Annotated in this window: 14 protein-coding genes and 1 riboswitch; of the genes, 3 read left to right on the plus strand and 11 right to left on the minus strand. The window is 32.8% G+C overall.

The features are described 5' to 3' along the window. The 11 genes from cobA to N4A40_00750 form a co-directional block, all read right to left on the minus strand. Window positions 1-1,321 (minus strand): uroporphyrinogen-III C-methyltransferase (cobA, locus tag N4A40_00700; protein MCT4660347.1); only part of this gene is annotated, 1,321 nt, incomplete at its 3' end. Further along, window positions 1,311-2,216 carry a hydroxymethylbilane synthase gene (hemC, locus tag N4A40_00705; protein ID MCT4660348.1) on the minus strand — a complete coding sequence of 302 codons (906 nt, stop codon included), beginning with the start codon at window positions 2,214-2,216 and terminating at the stop codon, window positions 1,311-1,313. The genes hemC and cobA, both read right to left, overlap by 11 nt. Continuing rightward, window positions 2,185-2,781, minus strand: coding sequence for a bifunctional precorrin-2 dehydrogenase/sirohydrochlorin ferrochelatase (locus tag N4A40_00710; protein MCT4660349.1), 597 nt, complete (start codon window positions 2,779-2,781; stop codon window positions 2,185-2,187). Before N4A40_00710 ends, hemC begins: the two co-directional genes overlap by 32 nt. A gap of 219 nt (window positions 2,782-3,000) precedes the next feature. Continuing rightward, on the minus strand, window positions 3,001-3,324 hold the full coding sequence (locus N4A40_00715; protein MCT4660350.1) for a CGGC domain-containing protein: 324 nt from the start codon (window positions 3,322-3,324) through the stop codon (window positions 3,001-3,003). After that, window positions 3,317-4,087 carry an ABC transporter ATP-binding protein gene (locus N4A40_00720; protein ID MCT4660351.1) on the minus strand — a complete coding sequence of 257 codons (771 nt, stop codon included), beginning with the start codon at window positions 4,085-4,087 and terminating at the stop codon, window positions 3,317-3,319. The genes N4A40_00715 and N4A40_00720 overlap by 8 nt, the downstream gene beginning before the upstream one ends. Further along, window positions 4,084-5,151, minus strand: coding sequence for an iron ABC transporter permease (locus tag N4A40_00725; protein ID MCT4660352.1), 1,068 nt, complete (start codon window positions 5,149-5,151; stop codon window positions 4,084-4,086). The genes N4A40_00720 and N4A40_00725 overlap by 4 nt, the downstream gene beginning before the upstream one ends. Continuing rightward, complete coding sequence (locus N4A40_00730; protein ID MCT4660353.1) at window positions 5,144-6,211, minus strand: ABC transporter substrate-binding protein; 1,068 nt, start codon at window positions 6,209-6,211, stop codon at window positions 5,144-5,146. Before N4A40_00730 ends, N4A40_00725 begins: the two co-directional genes overlap by 8 nt. A 46-nt stretch (window positions 6,212-6,257) precedes the next feature. Next, window positions 6,258-7,034, minus strand: a complete 777-nt coding sequence (locus N4A40_00735) for a sirohydrochlorin cobaltochelatase (GenBank protein ID MCT4660354.1) — start codon at window positions 7,032-7,034, stop codon at window positions 6,258-6,260. A 142-nt stretch (window positions 7,035-7,176) separates the two neighbouring features. Then, window positions 7,177-7,367: riboswitch (cobalamin riboswitch) on the minus strand. Between the two features lie 78 nt (window positions 7,368-7,445). Then, complete coding sequence (locus tag N4A40_00740; GenBank protein ID MCT4660355.1) at window positions 7,446-10,199, minus strand: hypothetical protein; 2,754 nt, start codon at window positions 10,197-10,199, stop codon at window positions 7,446-7,448. A gap of 14 nt (window positions 10,200-10,213) precedes the next feature. Continuing rightward, window positions 10,214-13,306: a hypothetical protein gene (locus tag N4A40_00745; protein ID MCT4660356.1), complete on the minus strand. Its 3,093-nt coding sequence runs from the start codon at window positions 13,304-13,306 to the stop codon at window positions 10,214-10,216. A gap of 18 nt (window positions 13,307-13,324) precedes the next feature. Further along, window positions 13,325-17,908 carry a hypothetical protein gene (locus tag N4A40_00750; GenBank protein ID MCT4660357.1) on the minus strand — a complete coding sequence of 1,528 codons (4,584 nt, stop codon included), beginning with the start codon at window positions 17,906-17,908 and terminating at the stop codon, window positions 13,325-13,327. A gap of 395 nt (window positions 17,909-18,303) precedes the next feature. Between N4A40_00750 and N4A40_00755 the strand changes: the two genes are divergently transcribed. From N4A40_00755 to N4A40_00765, 3 genes are read left to right on the plus strand one after another with little or no spacing between them, the layout of a single operon-like run. Then, the gene (locus N4A40_00755; GenBank protein MCT4660358.1) at window positions 18,304-18,687 is read left to right on the plus strand and encodes a hypothetical protein; all 384 of its coding nucleotides are present in this window, start codon (window positions 18,304-18,306) and stop codon (window positions 18,685-18,687) included. A 56-nt stretch (window positions 18,688-18,743) separates the two neighbouring features. Further along, on the plus strand, window positions 18,744-19,145 hold the full coding sequence (locus N4A40_00760) for a nucleotidyltransferase substrate binding protein (GenBank protein MCT4660359.1): 402 nt from the start codon (window positions 18,744-18,746) through the stop codon (window positions 19,143-19,145). A gap of 1 nt (window position 19,146) precedes the next feature. Continuing rightward, entirely contained in the window at window positions 19,147-19,461 is a 315-nt protein-coding gene (locus N4A40_00765) for a nucleotidyltransferase domain-containing protein (protein MCT4660360.1), read from the plus strand. Window positions 19,462-19,839 lie beyond the last annotated feature (378 nt).

Here is a 19,839-nt window from a genome sequence, read left to right on the forward strand (position 1 = left end):
CTGTAGAACTGCTCGTAAATGTTATATAATCTATATCATTTTTCTTTATCGTCTCATTTAGCTCTGAAACATTAGATTCATCTACTACAGATTCATACAAAATCACCTCATCCGCTTTACAAACCTCTGATATAGAATCTATCAAATCAGCTCGCCCATTTTTAGCTCTTGGAATGAGAACCCTATGATCAGACTTTAACATTTCCCTTAGTCCATTTGCCAGTGAATCGCCATCGTAATTTTCAGGCATCCAATCTGCATTCAACCCATAATTTCTAAGAGCCCTTTTCGTAGCAGATCCAACTGCTATGAGCTTGGAATTTGCCAAGTCTCTACTGTCAAAGCCCCTATCAAATAATCTCTCAAAAAATATATTAACTCCATTTATACTAGTAAACACAATATGTGTGTAATCATCTAAAATATCCATAGCCTTCTCTACATTCTCATTATCTTCAATCTCCCTGATTTGTATAGATGGATATTCAAACACTGTAGCACCTAGGTTTGATAGTTTATCTACTAATTTGCTACTCTGCGCCCTAGCCCTTGTAACTACAATCTTTTGACCATAAAGTGGTCTCTTTTCAAAAAATTCAAGTTTCTCTCTTAAATCAACCACATCTCCTACAACTATGAGACTTGGCGCTTTAATATTCTCTTCTTTAACAACATCTACTATATCTCTCAAATTTCCCGTCACAACTCTTTGGTTACTTCTAGTAGCCCAGTTTACTATAGCTACCGGAGTACCTTCATCTAGTCCATTTGATTTCAAATTGCAAACTATTTTCTCTAAATTTTTCATTCCCATGAGAAAGACTAGAGTACCCTTAAGTTTCGATATAGCCTCCCAAGGATGCTCTTCATCCTCATTTGAAAAATGGCCTGTAAATACGTGAAACGATGTCGCTATATTTCTATACGTTATAGGAATACCAGCATAAGCTAGCCCTCCAATAGAAGATGAAATTCCCGGAACCACCTCAAATTCAACACCTCTATCATTTAAGATAACTCCTTCTTCTCCGCCTCTTCCAAATACATAGGGATCTCCGCCTTTAAGCCTGACAACCATTTTGCCTAGCTTAGCTTCATCAACTAGCAATTGATTTATATCCTCTTGTTTCATAGTGTGAGCATTGGCTTTTTTGCCCACGTATACAAATTCACACGAATCTTTAGCATACTCTAGTAACTTAGGATTTGAAAGTCTATCGTAAACAATTACATCTGCATTTTTGACCACATTCATCCCTCTGAGCGTTATGAGCTCTACATCACCAGGTCCTGCTCCAACTAAATAAACCTTATTTGTCATCAGAATTCACCTCCGAATAAACCATCTCTGCAAGCCTATGTCCAATATATTTAGCATCATCTACATGTCCGCTAAGAGTTTTTCTAACCAAATGACTTCCATCTTCCCTGCCAAGTACAGCGGACAAATTTAACAAGTCTCCATCAATCTTTCCAAAAGCACCTATAGGCATATGACAGCTTCCGTCTACACCTTCCAAAAATGATCGCTCTGCATCAACTTGAATTTGAGTTTCCCTGTCTTTTATGAGTGATAAAAGTTCTATAAGATCCAATCTGTCAGATTTCACTTCAATCGCTAATACACCCTGTGCTGGTGCTGGAATCATCTCATCTGCTTCAAAATACTGGGATATCTTATGCTCTAATCCTATTCTCTTTATGCCAGCTGCTGCAAGTATAGTTCCATCTAAATTCTCATCTTTTATCTTTCTAATTCTAGTCTCTACATTTCCTCTAATAGGCATTATTTCAAGATCAGGTCTTAGCTTTAAAAGCTGATACTTTCGCCTCTTGCTTCCAGTTGCTATCTTGCCACCAATTGGAACTTCATCTAAAGAATTTATTCCCTCCCTTAGTACAAGTACATCTCGGGGGTCTTCTCGCTTTGGAACACCCGCAAACATCAAACCATCTGGCTGCTCCGAAGGCATATCCTTCATACTATGTACAGCTAAATCTATATCTCCATTTATAAGTTCATTTTCTATCTCTGTTACAAACAATCCCTTATCTCCAATTTTATCTAACGCCTTGTCTAAAATCTTATCCCCTTTTGTCTTTATTATCTTTATCTCAAATTCGAGCTCTGGGCATTTTTCCCTTAATGAACTTAGCACCCAATTCGTCTGAGTTATAGCCAAATTACTTCCTCTTGATCCCACGATTACTTTCATATTCATACCTCCTCTCTTTAAGTGTATCAAAATCTAGTGGTATTAACTCTTGAAATTTCAATCGTCTCTCACTCGCACTCAAATTACAATCTATCATCAGCTTTCTCCATGTAGCCATTTCATCTAGATACTCCCCATAATTAGCATCAAAATGCTCCTCTAAATCCTCCTTGATATGCTTTGCTAGAGATGGACACCTTCCATTTGTCGAAACCCCTATACTTAAATCTCCTCGCTCAACAACGCCCATCATCATAAAATCAGATTCGAGCCCTCTATCAACCCTATTGAATAGTTGATGATTCTCTGAGCACAATCTTCCGACAGACTCATTCACATCTGCATTATCAGTTGCGGCAATCGTCAAATAAGCCCTCTCAAAATCCTCTTCTCTCCAGTCTCTATCCACCCATTCAATGTGAAAAAGCACCTCTTCAAATCTTCTATCTAACTCTCTGCTTACAACCTTTATCCTAGGATTGTACCTTAGAAGTGTCTTCACCTTAGAATAGGCTATATTACCTCCACCAATTACAACTATTTTCTTGTCTTCTAAATTTATCATAACAGGACAATTCAACAAAAACATCTCCCAACTAAATGCTAAAACATTAAATACTAAACATTAAATACTAAACATCAAATACTAAACATTAAATTCTAAATTCTAGATGTAAATACTAATACTAAATACTAATACTAAATGCTAAATGCTAAATATCAGCAACTAACGACTAACTACTTCAATATATACGATTGAATTTTCACAAACAAATTAAATCCATCAGTCGTGAGTTCCATCAATTACATGGAATCCTTCTCCAATCAAATCTGATTTTAATTCATCATATCTACTGCACTCTACCTCTATACATCTCGCCATATGTATGGTTTTTATATCAGCTCTTCGCAATTGATTAAACTTATAATCCATTTCCTCTACAAAATTTTTCCCACATCCATTGCAGTGAAAAATAGAACCAATGCACACATCTTCATCCTTATATATCTTAAATGCTCCCTCCCTTTTAGAAAAAGCATTAAAACATCCAGTAGCCGCACATCCATATGTCATCTTATTGCAAAGCAATATCCCTATCTTATTCATCCTCTATCACCGGTCCTTTAAACACTATATGAGCGCCATCTTCATAATCATAAATCCTAGAATCCACCATAAATACATCCCTTATGATCTCTTCATTTAAAACTTCTCTAGTCTCTCCGTAGCATATTATCTTTCCATCCTTTATGACATAAACCTCATCACAGTACTTCATAGCAATATTCAAATCATGAATAGCCGCCACAACTGAAATATCTAGCCCCTTTATGATGTTTAAGAGATGCAATTGATGCATGATATCTAAATGATTCGTAGGCTCATCTAACACCAAACACTCCGGCTCTTGAGTGAGTGCTCTAGCTAATATTATCCTCTGCTGTTCTCCGCCCGATAGAGATGCAAATTCCCTATCCTTAAAAGCACTCATTCCAACCACATTTAGAGCCTCGTCAACTATTTTATAATCATTCGCATTATTTCTCTCAAGTGCCCTCTTATAAGGGCTTCTTCCCATGAGAACCATATCCTCCACCACAAAATCAAAACTATGGTAATTGTGCTGTGCAACAACAGACATCTTCTGAGCTGTTTCACTTATTTTCATATGAGCTATATTCTCATCATCTAATTTTACAATACCCATGCTAGGTTTTAGAACTCTGTAAATACACTTTAAAAGCGTACTCTTTCCACTACCATTTGGCCCTACTATGCCAACAAATTTTTTCTTTTGAATATGGATATTTATACTATCTAGCACCTTTACATCACCGTATTCATAGTGCACATTCTCAGTTCTTATCATGACTTATCGCCCCCAAATCCATAAGACTTCTTGCAAAGTAGCCAAATAAAACAAGGCGCACCAACTGCTGAAATAAGTATCCCTATTGGCAGCTCTGTATGGGGTAGTATCGTTCTAGATAGAGTATCTGCAAGTATCATGAAAAGCGCACCCAAAAGTGCAGATATAATTATAAGCCTTTTGTGGTCTGTTCCAAATATCATCCTCCCAATATGAGGTATTATAAGACCTACAAATCCAATCATTCCAGAACAATACACTACCATACCCATCATAAGCGATGTTATTACCAAATAAACTCGTCTGTAGTTGTAGAGATCCTTGCCGAGAGTAACAGAAACATCATCCCCTAAAAGCATCAAATTGAGCGTTCTATACTGACTTATAAAAAACAAAACTCCCAAAACAATAAAGGGAACTATAAAACTTATCTGAGACCATTTCGCCCCTGCCAAACTCCCCATCAGCCAATATGTAATAGACTTTATGCCCTCTCTATCCTTTGCAAAGAATATAACCAAACTAGAAAGAGATGAACAAACAGCACTAAGTGCCATGCCAGCTAATAGCAGTCTAACCGAATTTGATTTTCCTCCGATATTTGAAATCATGAGCACTCCTATTGAAATCAAAAATGCGCCTATAAAAGCCATTATTCCAACAAAATTACCACCCATTACACTACCTATCCCCAATAGTATAGCAAGCGTCGCTCCTAGAGATGCTCCCGATGATATCCCTAAAATATATGGATCTGCTAGAGGGTTTTTGACTATCGCCTGCATGACCACACCCACAACCGCTAGAGCCATTCCAACAAAACAAGCAAGCACAACTCTCGGCATCCTTATGAGCCATATGACATCGTGAAGTGTACCATTTGAGTACTTCTCAGGATAATCAGATGGATTCCACTTTGCAAGTATTACATCAAGCACCTTTCCAGCCTCAATATCTACAGTTCCAATGGTTATAGCACGTATAGCTGCCATAAAAACAGCTATACACAGTCCCACTACAACCAATCCAAATACACTCTTTAGATTTAAGTATTTCTTATTCATAAATTCCCTTTGCAAATCTCTCTATTCCATCAATTGTACGAACTCCACTTGCATACATTTCTCCTAGCGGAATAGCGTATACTTTTCCATTTTTTACAGCACTGATATTTGCCAATGCTTCATTGTCCATTACATCTCTCAAAGCTCCATTTTCAGCTTCTTCATCCGTTCTCTTTCCGCCATTATAATACACTACAAATATAGAATCCGGGTCTAATGCAATTATATCCTCTATGCCCAAATCATTTCCCTCTGGGTTTAAAAGCTCCGCTCCTAACTTGACCACCATATCTCCGCCTAAAGAACTAGCTCCATACCCTGATATCTTGTCTGTATAAAACTCTATGATAAGCGTAGACTTTTGCTCCTTGCCCGCTTGGCTCTCCAAAACCTCTGAAACTCTGCTCTTAATTTCATCAACTAGCACTTCAGCCTTCTCATTTACATTAAATATTTTTCCAATATTTAAAATATCATCGCATTCATTTTGAAGCGTTCTAGGCGATACAGCTCCGCTATTTAGCGCCATGTATGTGCCTATGTTATTATTGTGGAAATAATCAACATCTCCAAGCCTCTTCTCTCCAAAATACGAATACCAACTAAGTATGAAATCCGGCTCTAACATAACTACAGTTTCCTTGTTTGGCTGCCAGTCATCTAGATAATTCACACTAGAAAAAGCCTCTTCAAACTCAGGTTTTACCTTGTGGTCTAACCCTGCCGCTGCGACTATTTTTTCCTCTAATCCAAGCGCTAATAGCGTCTCTATAGAATTCTGATACACAGCTACTACCTTTGTAGGCGCTTTTTCTATAGTCACTTCAACTGGTTCTTTAGAATGATTGTACGTAGTATAGGTAATTGGATAATACTCATCTACAGGCTCATTCACTACCTCTGTAGATTCTGCGCTCTCATCAACTGACTCTACAGCATTTACACCGCTATCAGTTACTACTTCCTTTTCTGCCTTATTTCCGCAGCTAGCAAGGCTCATACCCATAGTGATTGACAATAACGCCACCGATAATACTTTCAATATTTTGTTCTTCTTCATCATATTCTCCCCCATTTTTTCTCGATTTTGATAGTTCTCTTTTCTTTTACTGATCCCTCAAACTTTCAGCTACTCTCTTTACAAAAATATCCTGTATTCCCTCGTTTTGACCGAGTCCCTCTAATATACAATCAGTCTCTATGTTTCTCTCGCTAAGCATAGTCTTGTATGAATCTTCATCGCCTGCCATATCATTTATAGCATGATCACCCGCAACTATCATGAGAGGCATAAGTGTCATCTTTGAAAATTTCTCTTCGATATCCTCTATCACATCGTCAATCTCCGGATAACCCTCTACATTTGCTATGATCACGTCTCCTCTTACGTCTGATATCTTGTTTTGAAGCATACTATAGCAAGCATTTGCAAAGTGGTCTGTACCGTGCCCCATCAAAAGCACTCCCTCTTTAGATTTTTCATTTGGAAGTCTAGACATGAGCGCTTCTATCATCTCGTCATAGTGCTCTTCTTTGTTTAGTAGCGGTGAGCCTACACTTATGGATATATTCGATTTATGCTTTATTTTCACTACGGCATTTGTTACTTTCTCATACTCAAATCCAGGAATCACATGTAGCGGCTGTACGTGAATATTTTCAAAACCATCTGATACCATTTTCTCGAGCGCCTCTAGTGGAGTATCTATGTATATTCCATCTCGCTCCTTTAATTTCTTGATGATCATATTCGATGTAAACGCTCTTCTAATCTCATACTCTGGGTAATTAGAACCTATGGCATGCTCTATAGATTCGATGCATTTCTCTCTAGTCTCTTTGTAACTCGTTCCAAAACTTACAACTAAAATCCCCTTTTTCATATCATCTTCCTTTCCATAAGCTATTTGATTGCATAAAAAAAATCTAAGCTCATTTGCTTAGATAACGTTAATTGATTTGATAATACTATACATACAAAAATATATACTAAAATCTATCTATTATCCCCTATGCACCGTAGAGCTAATATCAAAATAAAAAGGCAGGTATTCTGACTCAAGCATCATCATACTTCTGCCTTCCCGATCAATTCAGTGACATATTAGAAGTACTCCTCTTTTACAGCGGCGGGACCGTGTAGGAATTTCACCTAGCTTCCCTCTTAGATTTTAAATAGTTTCAAATTTAAAATAACCTTTTTATTGTATTTGATTGTTCTATATGAAATATACTATATTGGGGATGGGGTTGTCAATTTCATATTTAATTTTGTGAATTACAGCAATCATTCCTTAAAACCTACTAAGATTTTTAAACGACTGCTCTAGCCCCATCTTTCTAACCCTATCTAGCCAATCGTATATCATAGTTTGATTGTATTTGCACTGTCCATTTTCATCCTTTGCCTTCTCTAGAGCTAATGCCATTAGTGCATATTCATTTTCTAGATAAGTAGAAAATACACCCTGATCATCTGTATTTATAGATACAAATAACTGAGGATTTTTGTTTATCTCCTCTTGGTCATAAGTCAGTCCTAAATTGTTAAAGCTAAGTATAGGATGCTCATCGTATCTCTTGAATGTTCCTATCAGGAAGTTCGAGCTAGGATTTGTTTCTATGCCTATGTTTCTATGCGCAATCTCTACTTGCATGGCTTTTTGAATTTTGGATATTACTTGTATATATTCGTCAAATACTTCGAATTGGGTTTGTTGTTGACCTTTGTATTTGACTTGGTGGTCAAAGTGGTAACTCCTATAAAGCTTTATAAATACACCATCTTTTTGACGTATATAATCTTTAACCTTTTTCTTACTATTATTTCTTGCACAAAATCCCCAAAAGTCATTTACTCCACTATTAATAGAGTTCTCTGAAAAATACAAATAAGGATCATCGCCTCTAAGTTTCCACGAATCATAATATGTCTCATGACTTACATTTCTAAGCTCACTATCATGCTCATAAATATAATTCATGCACTCAAAATATTGCTTAATTAATCTATCTTTGACCTTCATGTCTATGATTCCGTATTTTCTCATCTTGCCTAATATCCAAACTATATTGTCCAATAAATCCTGCTTTGTCAAAACAAAATTGTGGCGTTTATCTCTATAATATTTTTTAGGTTCAGTTCCAAGAGCTAGCCCGTGACCTATCCTATCTCCTTGAGATAGATTCAAAAACCTAATTGCTTCATCCATATACCTAAGTCCATCCGCAAGCTCAACAAAATCTTCGCCAGCATGAAATGTAAGCCCCATTCTAGGGTTTTTTTCACATCTGAAAAAATCAGTCTTGTCGTGAAAATCAAACTCCCTGATATATCTAAATGCCTGAGCAAACACCTCTGGTCTACATCCAAACTCCGAGCTAGCCGCGTCAATTCCTAGCATTCTAGAACCTTCTATCGAACTTGATTTCTTAAGCTTAACTATAGCCCTAGCTTTCGCCTCTACTTCTTTTCTTTTGTTATAATTTCTGCACTCGATACTGCTTTTTATATCATCTGACTCCCTATACTTCTTTTCTTGGTTCTTTATAAAATGAGCCACATAAAAATACCTGTCTTTATTTACCTTTTCCGATTTACCATCTTTAGATGACAATAGCTCTGATAGTTCAGCGGTTTTATACAATAAATCATGCCTATTGAATCTATTATTTAGTACGGCTCTATCTAGCGCTTTAATAGTATTTTTCATTTCTTTATCAGTCCATTTTGGACCTATTCTAGCTTCTAAGCTCTGTATAGATTGATCCTTTAGCGTTGTACTAACAGCAAGGTTATATGCAAACTTTTCATAAGGCTGCCTACCTTCTATAAACGTAAACTTTCTATCTTGATACTTTGAAAAATTATCAAATCCAACTCTATCATTTACCTGTACGAGTTCTGCTCTAAATCTAGCTTTGATAAGTGTATATGCATAGAACAATCCCGCACAAGCTTTTACTTTACAAGAATCACCAGAATACAATATCTTAAATATTCTGTACATGAATTCTCGTTCTCCGCTAAATATCAAATTGCATTTGTTTTGCTTAAAGAAATTCTTCTCATCCACAATACTTTCACCTGGTCTATCGACATAGCAATTTGTTTGTAGTGCATAGTCATACTTTTCTAGATTTACATCCATGAACTTGGTACATCTGTATTTTAGTCCATTGATTCGCCTTTGAATATCACTTAACTCTACTGCAATTTCTTCTAAGCTCTTAGCCTTTAGTATTCTCGCCATTCTACCATTTTGCTGATTTTCTATCTCACTGCTAGATCCAAAATATACTATCTCATACAATATAGTTCTGATATATGCAGCTTTGTATATCATCATCTCTAAAGTATCTTCGTGCCCTCCAAAATGATAATTACTGCTGGTTTGTAGTTTATTATTTCCTTCAAACCAGTCAAAATCTTTGTGCCTTCCCTTTACTAAATTCATGAGCGATGCCCATGAAATTTGAGTAAAGGGAGCTGATCCTTTCAAATGAAAGTGATTTTCCGCTATACCTCTAGATAAAACCTCTCTAAGTCTAGTGTTATTTGTTCCTATAATACTTTGCCATGAAAAGAAATATCTATCACTACTAGTTATGGTATCTTTGTGAGCTAGATACGCTGTAGTAAATAAATCTTCACCGAGATGAAGCGATAAATCTCTCCATCTCAGTAACATATCATATTTGCAATAAGGTTCACGATTCAGCTCCTCTAACATTTCTTCATTGTAAGTCACATGGCGCAATAGCTCAAATATAGCCGCATCATTTTCCGCTCCAGCTTTTTTTATGACTTTCTCTCTCAAAAAAGCTAATACATTCTCTATCTGGTCATTAGAATAATAGTGTGGATTCCTAGATGAAAACGCACTCTGAAAATCCAAAAAATCCAAATATTTCACATCGTTCTTCCATGTAGAAAATCCTCTACAGCTTACATTTTCACCTCGCTGATACCTAAACCACTGATCTATTACGAATTGAGGCTTTACATGGCTAAATACAATTTTTATCGCTTCTCGTAAATTGTCCATTTAATAGCCTCCTATTAGTTTTTTTGGCTTAGTTCTTTTTTGATGATTTTGTCTAGTTCATCGATGATTTTCTTTTTGAAATCCTGCCCTCTTTTTATGCTGTTTCCATCTGTTCCTTTAGATAATTTTCTCAATTTCTCAAGTTCTTCTTCAAAAGATTCTTTTTGAGCTTCTATATTTTGAATTATTTCATCAATTTCAGATTTGAATCCAGTAACTCTATTCTCATCTACAAAATTTTCTAATATCCAATTATTCAACTGATTTTGGCTATAGTTACCATCTTTGTCTATTAAATCATCTTTGAAACGTTCCCAATCTTTGCGCAAAGTAACTAATCTATTTTCTTTAGTATCCTCTCGTATCTCAGCTTTAAATACCTCCGAAATAACTTCATTATTTATCATTCCATCATATAATGCTTTATTCGCTAATTTACCAAAAAATGTACTTTCAAAACTAAAATAGAAAAACGCATCACTTAGCTGATATTCTTTTAGTTGCTCTACAAACGAAGTAAAATACATATAATACTCTTTTGGCTCACCCTCTTTTTTTAACTTTTCAACTCTCTTTTCAACATTTTTCTTAAATTTATGCAAAAGGATATTTTCCAATAGCTCTATGCTACCAACATAGTAATAATTTGGTAAACCAATTGAGCTATCATAATCAACTATAGCTTCTTCTAGTTTTTCAAAAACAGAATATTTATTACCGCTATTATTCTCTTCAAATTTACTTTCATCAGTCTTTGCAGCTTTGTCTTCGCTAGCCTTTGTAGCTTTAAAATTGTTTACATCTATACCTAGTGTATTTATATTAAATAATGGCGCTAGTAAATTGATTTCTACGCTACTGCTCTGAACAGTTCCGTTATTTCTTTCATAATACACTTCTTTATTTCTATATACTGGTTCTCCGAACCTCTTGCCAAAATCATCAATAAAAAGAAATAATAATTGCTTGGCAAAAAGTTCCTGTTCTTTTTCCACTTTTTGCAAAAATATCTCTTCAAAACTCTTAGATAATGTTCTATAATCTCTAGATTTGCTACCCCCTTCTTTTGATAATAGAGATGTTGTCTTTGCCTCGTAAAGGTTTCCACCTATTAATCTGTCGTAGTTACTGTATTCTATTTTTTCTTTGATTTTATTTCCATTATAAAAAGCTTCTTCTATGCCATACTCTTCATATAACATTATTGAATATATAGCCTTAATAGCATAGCAAAAATACTTTGTTTCATCATCTAATCTAAATTTAGAATAAAGATTTACAATTAGCAGTACATCGCCTATAGATATATTCAAACTTTCATTTTCAATATTCATTATAGCTTCATACTCTTTTTTTGTATCTCCAACACAGTTCTCTACATCATCTTTGATTCTGCTCTTTATTTGGTTAACTATATATTTATTCTTAAAATTTATTTCTTTTTTATAAAGCTCTTCTATTATTGATAAATTTGCATTCTTTAAATGACTCGGGCACCACGTTTCAAGAAAGTACCTTTTAAACCATTCGAATTGATGCTGTTCGTATTCACTTGTGTTCTCTTCTAATTTTTTGTATTCTAAATCATTATCTTTTTTTTCATTATTATTTTTTTCATCATCATTACCTTTTTTATCACGTTTCTTTTTGCATGCTTCTAAGTATTCTATTATTTGTTTAGGCATCTTAATCTCTATAGAATATGCCTTGCTTAAATTATTTATACATTCCTTTAATGCCTTTGGGTAATTCTCATCCTTTACCTCTTTTTCGCTTAAGCTAAGTAAGAGTATTAGAGGCAAGTATTTTTCTTTTATTTCTTCAAGGTCTATAACATTTTTATCTCCACTAAAATCAAAGCAGTTCTTAAGTATAGATTCTGCTTTTTTGTATGCAGGTTCTTTTATTTCTTTCATGTTGTAAAGAGCCATAACAAAGTTGTGAAGTTCTCTCAAGTTTGTAGGTATTATATAATTCTTTTTGTATTCAAATTTCCCGAAGTAAAGCCCCGTTCTAGTGTATATGAGCTCACGAACGCCATCATTTATAGTTTTAGAGTAAAATTTTCTGTGTATCTTTTTGTCTTTATCTGATGTATTATCATCATAATCTTTGTTTCCTGTATATATTTCTAATCCTATTTTGTCAATCACTTCATATATCTCTGGCAAAAACAAACGCCTCTCAATAGGTATTAGTTTTTCTAGATATTTTTCAGTTCTATTTGTCGTTTCTTCAATGCTTAAAGCTCTTTTTTTCAGCAATAAATCAAAATCAGAAATCGATTGTTGTTTTACGATATCAAACAATTGACTCATTTTAGTTGCTATCAATATAACAACATTTGGAAGTATAAGGTATTTTCTTATTTGTTCAACCATTTCATAAGCCTTATTTACATTCAAATCTATATCATCTAATTGCAATAGTAAAAACGAACCTTCCTTACCTGTCATGAATATCAAATAGTTGTCTATGAGTTTCTTTAAATTATTTCTAAAGTCACTAGCCTCTGCTTGAAGCAATAGTGTATCTATACACTCTGATTTACCATCATGGTTTCCGTTTAGATATTTTAGACTATCGTATATTTTAGAAAATTGCTGTATTAACTCTCTTCGGCTCGATTCACTTCTATTTGCACTCGAACAATTATCTGGTGATTTTTCTATCTTAGATCTGAATTCCTTAAACATTTTTGTAATTAGTAGCTCTAGTAGATTCCCTGATTTATCAAACATAGACGGATCTATAGTCCCAATATCTAAAAAATTGTCCTTTATTGCTACTTCGGAATAGTTTTTAGACGCTCTTTTGAAATAATCTCTGTACGAACCTACTTCGCCAGCTATTTTAACAAATGATTTCATGCAAGATGTTTTGCCGACACCTCGCTCTCCTACAAATGCTATTATGTTGTTGTAATAATCGCTCTTTTCATCTGCCATATAGCTTGCTTTTCGTATATTTATTAGCATTCTATATGCGTCGCTATATATGTCCCAAAAGTTTGAATCTCTAGCTTCATCTTTGTTTTCTACTATTATTTTGTATTCTTTTCCTTTGTAAAATTTTAGTACTTTTTTTATGTTGTTTGGTTTTAGCATGGGTGTGCTCCTTTCTGACTAACCTTGTGTGATTAATTCTACTTCTATTAGTTGTAGTTCTATATCGTCTTCTAATTGCTGAGCTTCGTTTATTTTTTGTTCTATTCTAACTTTAAATTCGTTAAAATCACGCATTCCATTATCAATAAATTGTTTTTTTACACTATCTTTAAATTCGGCTTCAACTGTTTCTAAAAATTTTCCTTTTTCTACCAATAATTTATCACTTTTCGTTTCTTGATCTTTAAATAATTCTTTTATTGTTTTATAATTTGTTCCCATCTGTGTTCTTTGAAACAAAATTTTATTTTGATTTGACTTAAGTTCTTCTTTCATTTCAGTCATTTTTGATTCAAGATTTACTATTGACTGTTCCAACATTTCTAAATAGTATCTTTTCTCTTCAACTATTTCATCTTTCAATACATTCTCCACAAATAAATCCTGAAAATCTTCTATTTCATTAGATAATTCCTTCTTGTACACAAAAAATTTTTCTCTAATAACTTTGATATTGTCTTCTATTGAAATTAATTCTCCTTCGCATTTTTCAAATTCACTTATTACATTTTTCAAGTAGTTTTCTCTGTTATTAAATTCCTGGATTAGTTTTTGTTTCTCAAAATCCAACTTACTCTGCTTTAAATCTATATAATTTTTTTCTTCTCTATAGTTCTTCTGAATTTCTAAGTTTTGTGTTACTTTTAATCTGGCTTGTTCTATCTGCTTTTCTATTTGATTCATTTCTGTCTCTATAGTTTCTTTTTTATCCTTTAATTTAACTAAGTTTGATTTATTAAAGAGTATATCTTCTGAATTTGCATCAACATTTTGATGTAACTCCTCTAGACTTGAACTAAACATATCAGTATTCTCTAAACGCTCAATATTTTCTACTGACTTTCCTAGTTCATCTAACATCACCTTACTTATTTCTTCTTTACTAATTATTATTTCAGCTATTTTCTTAAATCGCTCAATTGATTCAGCATTTATTAGTTCCACTGGAATGTTTTCAAGCTCTTTTACTATAACCTCCACTCCATTTTTTATACTCTTAATTTCATCATCTGAAAAAAGTACTTCAATCGAATCTTCTCTCCTCATAATAGTTCTTATTTCTTCTATATTTTTATGAAATTGACTTTTTAACTCAATCTTATTTTTTACTCTATCAATTTCTCTTTCAATAACTTCTTTCAAATTTATTCCACTTTCTAATTTCTTTTCACAATGTTTAGTACTTTCGAGTAATTCGTGTAACTCGTTATCTTTTTTTCCTACTTCAGTGTATTTTTCATTAATTAAATCTTCTGTTAATTGTGCTTCATATTTTAACTCTTCACACTTATTGTTAATTTCTTCTTTTTGCTTGTCCAATTGATTCTTTTCCTCTACAATCCTCCTAATTTTTTCTTTTAGTACTCCTATTTCATCATTTGTTTTTTTCTTATCCTCTTTCCAAACTTCTAGCTCTGAAAATTTTTCTTCTTTTTCTTTTTCTATTTTTTTCCAAACTTCTTCTCTTTCTTTAAATACCGCTAATTTATTTATTTTTATTTCATCTTCTCTTGATTTGTCTTTTTTTTCTGAAATTTCAGCCTTGCTTAACTCATATTCTCTCATTTTGTTCTTAGATAATTCACCAAAATGTTTTATTTCCAAACTTCTTTTCTCCAAAATTTCAATTTGATTTTGTACTCTTTTTTTAGTAGACTCTATTCGCTTAATATTCTCGTATATTTTGCCGTTAAAGTTATTTGCGATGTCCTTCGCTTGAGTCCCCTCAACTCTACGTGTGCATACCTCTTTATCTATATCATAAATCAGCTCTTCTTTTGTTCTATATCTTGAAATATTTTCCTTAATAGATGCGAATTCTTTAATATCTAAAAGCTCCAATTGTCTCTGGTAATTTTCAAAAAATAATTTCAAATCACTAAAATTATTCTTATTTTTCCTCATTTCTTCAACTAATAACTCTTTATCCTTTAAAATTTTATTTATAATATTTTCAAGTTTTGTTGTTCCATTATTATTCTTAATAATTTCATCTAAAATTCTAAAAATACCATTATTTCTAAACGTCACCGATACTATAGAACTATCAAGCCTATACTCTCGCATCTTTTCAAGATATTTAATCCAGTATTCCCCTGTTGTTGTTTTTTCTATTATAAGTTCTTCTCTAATTTTATTTTTTATATCATATGCTCGCAAATCTTCAATCATTTCAATATTACCGAAATAAACTGGATTACCAGCATATTTCCATATATTGCCTAAAGATTTTCCTTTTAATATATTGTTTTCTTCGAGTATTCCAACATTAGCTATATTCAAAAAACCTGAGAAAAGATTTATTCCTACTCTTTCAGGGTTTTTAAGTAATCTCTTAGCATCATAATACGCTTCTTGATCTAAATAATAGTTATCTTCTAATTTTTCTAGACCAAAACTTTTTATAAACAATGCTATAAATTGTCCCTCTATGTTTTCCTTGTAGTATCTACATAATTTTTTGTAATCAATTATCTTTTCATCCTGATAAAACCAATCATCTTCCAATATCGGATTTACCTTCGACAAATGGATGCTTCCACCTATGAGTCTATCGTATCTACTATACGCTTTTTTATTAGATAGATTGTAATCGTTTTCCATCAATTCTTCTTTTTTGTATTGATTCATCAATATCGAGTATATGGTTTTTATGGCAAATATGAATTGAATCTCAATGTACTCTGTCGCTATCTTTTCACATCTCTCTAATACGAAAAGAACATCTCCTAGTGATATATTTATGCTTGTATTGTCATGGTCTAGTATGTCTTTATATGCATCTCTAACTTTTTTATTACCTCTATTGTCATTTTTATTGTCTCTCTCAGTTAACTTAAATGACTCATCTAGTCTTCGAATTATATATTTATTTTTCTCACTTACAGTCATCGACATGAAGCCTTTTATGATTTCGTTGTGCTCTCTTTTTAGGTGGTAATTGCACCAGCTATTTAGGAAATAATCTTTAAATGTCCCTAGTTGCTTTTGTCTAGTGATTTCTTTATCTCTATTTTGTTTTTCCTTTTTAATGTTTTTTACTGCTTGCTTTAATTGGTCAAAACTAACTGAAAATGACAATATTTTTTCAGCATTTTTCTGATCCTTATTCTCATCAGTTTCTTTTTTATCTTCATCACTTTTTCTAAGTATTTGATCTGTGAAGTATTTCAGATTACTACCTATTTCTTCACTTTCCCCTGCTCCCCAAGTGCAAATATTTTCAAGTTCTTCCTCTTCGAAATCTATCAAATCGTTTACAAATAAGTATTTTTTGTCAAAATCTTTTTCTTCCCATTTGTATTGTAGTTTACTTGCCGATGCGGGCACAAATCCACTTTGCAATATCTCCATACAAATCGATTTAGCAGTTCTTCTAACTGGCTCCATCTTGTAGAGCATTGTTATGAGATCTATCAGTTCTCTGAAGTTTTTTGGTACTATGTAATTCGGTCTCTGTTCGTATTTTTGAAAATACATACCAGTTCTAGTGCATATGAGTTCTCTAACGCCAAATTCTACTGTCTCTGCTTTGAAGTTTCCATCTTCTATTTCTAATGGTATTTTGATTTCTAAATCGTTCAAATCAGGAAGGTATAATCGCCTATCTACCGGTATGAGTTTTTCTAAGTATTTTTCAGTCATCACAGCAATTTCTTGATGATCTATACGCTCTTGTTTTAGCAACTCTTTATTTGCTTTTATTAGGTTTTGCTCTACTGCATCTGACAACTGATTTATCTTTACTGCCATAAGTATGACTACTTTAGGAATAATGAGATATTTTCTTATTTGCTCTGCCATTTTGTATGCGTGCTCTGTATTTAGGTCTATATCGTCAATCAATATTAGAAATTTGACATCTTCACCCCGACCTATAAAGCTTAAGAAATTTTGAACTAAGTTTGCTATGTTTTCTTTTAGTTTTATGGACTCTGCTTTTTTTATTAGTTCATCTATATCGTCGCATTCATCTTTTGATTTTTCTTCTGAGTATAGTGACTTTAGATTTTCGTGTATGGTAGAAAATTGTTTTATAAGCTCTCTTCTATTATTTTCGTTTCGATTGTTGCAGTTTTGATTATTTTCCATAGCCTCTTTGAATCTCTCAAACATTTTTGCAATTACAACTTCTAGCAAATTGTTTTGTTTGTCAAAAAGCGAAGGGTCTATAGTTCCCATACTATAAAATTTTGATGATGACTCATTGTAGGATGATGATTCGCCTTCTTTGAATCCCATTGAAAAAAATTTATTGTTACTAGTCAATAACTTCTCAAAACTCTTCATGCAAGAAGTCTTTCCCATTCCTCGATCTCCAACAAATGCTATTATATTGTTGTAGTAATTATCTTCTGAATCTATTTGATTTTCAATGTTTCTATCATCTACTATGTCTTTAACTATTCTTATCCCTTTTTCATAAATCCCTCTAAAATATGATTCTTTGGCTCTAGTATAATCTTCAACTACCGGTTTGTACTCCTCCCCTAATCTTATCTTAAGTACTCGCTTCTCATTAGATTTTTGATCTTCACTCATCTATTCCACTCCCCATATTATAATCTCGACTATTCTAATATACCACCTTGCTGAATGCTTTGTAAATAATTTTCCTTTTCATGCTTTAAATTTAGTTGTTTAGAATTGAAGTGTTATTAATAACACTTGTTACTAATAATATAGTAAGCAATATCTCAAAGTAACTAAGTAAACTTTTGATAGAAGTTTATTTAGTTACTACCTCCCAAATACTTTTCGCGGTCATATAGTTACCGTTCGCGTAAACAGTATTGATTCTTCATTTTTGTATTGATATGATTTTGTGGAGATATACTACAAAAATAAAGAAAATTTACTCGAACTGATTACAATTTATATTAAATTATAGGTGAATGTTTTGCGAATCTATCTGCAAGCTATTGAGAGGAGAAACTATGAAAAATAGAAAAATTATTATACCGGTTTTAGCAGTTATTTTAACAATATTGTTGTATGCGTCCATGAATTCTAATTTTAAAATTTCTAGAAAATACAGCCATATAGATATTCAAAATGGTACTACTGGAGATATTGTTACAATAGATGATTTAGAGAAAGCAGATGAATTTATACACAAAATCAACAGCATGAAATTCAAAAAAAGCAGTATTGAATTTCCTCGCATGGGCTATTTGTATAAAATTACATTCTATAATGAAGATAGTGCTGATTTTACAATCATTGTAAGTGGCGATAAAAAATTTAAGAATAAACTTTGGGTCTATGAGTCTAATGAGAGTATTGTAAAATATTTAAAGCATATTATTCAAAAGATATAGTACACAAAAATTGATATAACTAGTATAATTAAGTAAATAACTATAGGAGTGATTTTATGGACGAATTTAAAGAAACGAGATGGAGACAACGATTTCAAAATTTCGAAAAAGCATACAAATTATTAGATCAATATTCACATCAACCGATAAAAACAGAACTGGAACAAGCTGGAATCATACAGTTTTTTGAAATTGCATTTGAATTATCTTGGAAAGTTATGAAAGATTACCTTGAAGCTCAAGAGTTTTTAGTCAAAAGTCCTAGAGAAACTATAAAGATGGCACATCAAATCAATTTAATTGATGATGGGTATATTTGGATGGATGCGCTTGCCGATAGAAATATGACTGTTCATACTTATGACAATAAATTGGCAGAAAAGATGGTAAAAGATATTGTCGGAGTTTATTTCCCTGAGCTAGAAAAATTATACAATAAACTTTTAAAGGAATTATAATATGTACGGATTATTAGATAGAGATATTAAAAGTATATTAGAAGTCATGAGTAAATTTAGCGAAATTGAGGAAGCTATTATTTTTGGTAGCAGGGCAATTGGAAATTACAAGAAGGGATCAGATATAGACATCGCAATAAAAGGTGTTAACATAACTCGACGAATTATAAGAAGAGTAAGCGATGCTTTAAACGAAGAATATCCAATACCGTATTTTTTTGACATAATACACTATGAGTCATTAGATAATAAAAAATTGATAGATCATATTGATATTGAAGGCAAAATTATTTATTTAAAAAATGAATTGATATAGTTTTATGTATCAACATCGAGGAGGCATCATATGTTTAAATAAAAATCACTAAAATTCATTTTATTTTCACTTCTGCTTTGTACCACGCTATCTGCTTGCTCAAATAAAGTATCTTTTAAAGACCCTGCTCTTGAAAGTGTTATTCGAGAAGAGCTAAACGCTTCAGAGGGCGATATCACTAAAGAACAATTAGCTACTATTGAGTGGCTCGAATGCTATGAAATATCTTCTCTAGAAGGAATAGAACATCTTGAAAACCTTGAGCATTTAATTATAGGATCAAGCAGTATCAAAGATTTTTCGCCACTTTCTAATTTGAGTAATTTAGAAAGCTTTGTTGCAAGTTCTAACTCCATATCAGATATATCAACTTTAAAG

It is taken from the genome of Tissierellales bacterium (assembly GCA_025210965.1).
GTDB lineage: Bacteria > Bacillota > Clostridia > Tissierellales > JAOAQY01 > JAOAQY01.

Bases quoted from the DNA above. Each gene is read 5' to 3' on its own strand.
- N4A40_00760 (MCT4660359.1), top strand. From the start codon at position 18,744: ATGGACGAATTTAAAGAAACGAGATGGAGACAACGATTTCAAAATTTC.
- N4A40_00755 (MCT4660358.1), top strand. From the start codon at position 18,304: ATGAAAAATAGAAAAATTATTATACCGGTTTTAGCAGTTATTTTAACA.
- hemC (MCT4660348.1), bottom strand. From the start codon at position 2,216: ATGAAAGTAATCGTGGGATCAAGAGGAAGTAATTTGGCTATAACTCAG.
- N4A40_00710 (MCT4660349.1), bottom strand. From the start codon at position 2,781: ATGATAAATTTAGAAGACAAGAAAATAGTTGTAATTGGTGGAGGTAAT.
- N4A40_00745 (MCT4660356.1), bottom strand. From the start codon at position 13,306: ATGCTAAAACCAAACAACATAAAAAAAGTACTAAAATTTTACAAAGGA.
- N4A40_00765 (MCT4660360.1), top strand. From the start codon at position 19,147: ATGTACGGATTATTAGATAGAGATATTAAAAGTATATTAGAAGTCATG.
- N4A40_00735 (MCT4660354.1), bottom strand. From the start codon at position 7,034: ATGAAAAAGGGGATTTTAGTTGTAAGTTTTGGAACGAGTTACAAAGAG.
- N4A40_00750 (MCT4660357.1), bottom strand. From the start codon at position 17,908: ATGAGTGAAGATCAAAAATCTAATGAGAAGCGAGTACTTAAGATAAGA.
- N4A40_00720 (MCT4660351.1), bottom strand. From the start codon at position 4,087: ATGATAAGAACTGAGAATGTGCACTATGAATACGGTGATGTAAAGGTG.
- N4A40_00730 (MCT4660353.1), bottom strand. From the start codon at position 6,211: ATGAAGAAGAACAAAATATTGAAAGTATTATCGGTGGCGTTATTGTCA.
- N4A40_00715 (MCT4660350.1), bottom strand. From the start codon at position 3,324: ATGAATAAGATAGGGATATTGCTTTGCAATAAGATGACATATGGATGT.
- N4A40_00725 (MCT4660352.1), bottom strand. From the start codon at position 5,151: ATGAATAAGAAATACTTAAATCTAAAGAGTGTATTTGGATTGGTTGTA.
- N4A40_00740 (MCT4660355.1), bottom strand. From the start codon at position 10,199: ATGGACAATTTACGAGAAGCGATAAAAATTGTATTTAGCCATGTAAAG.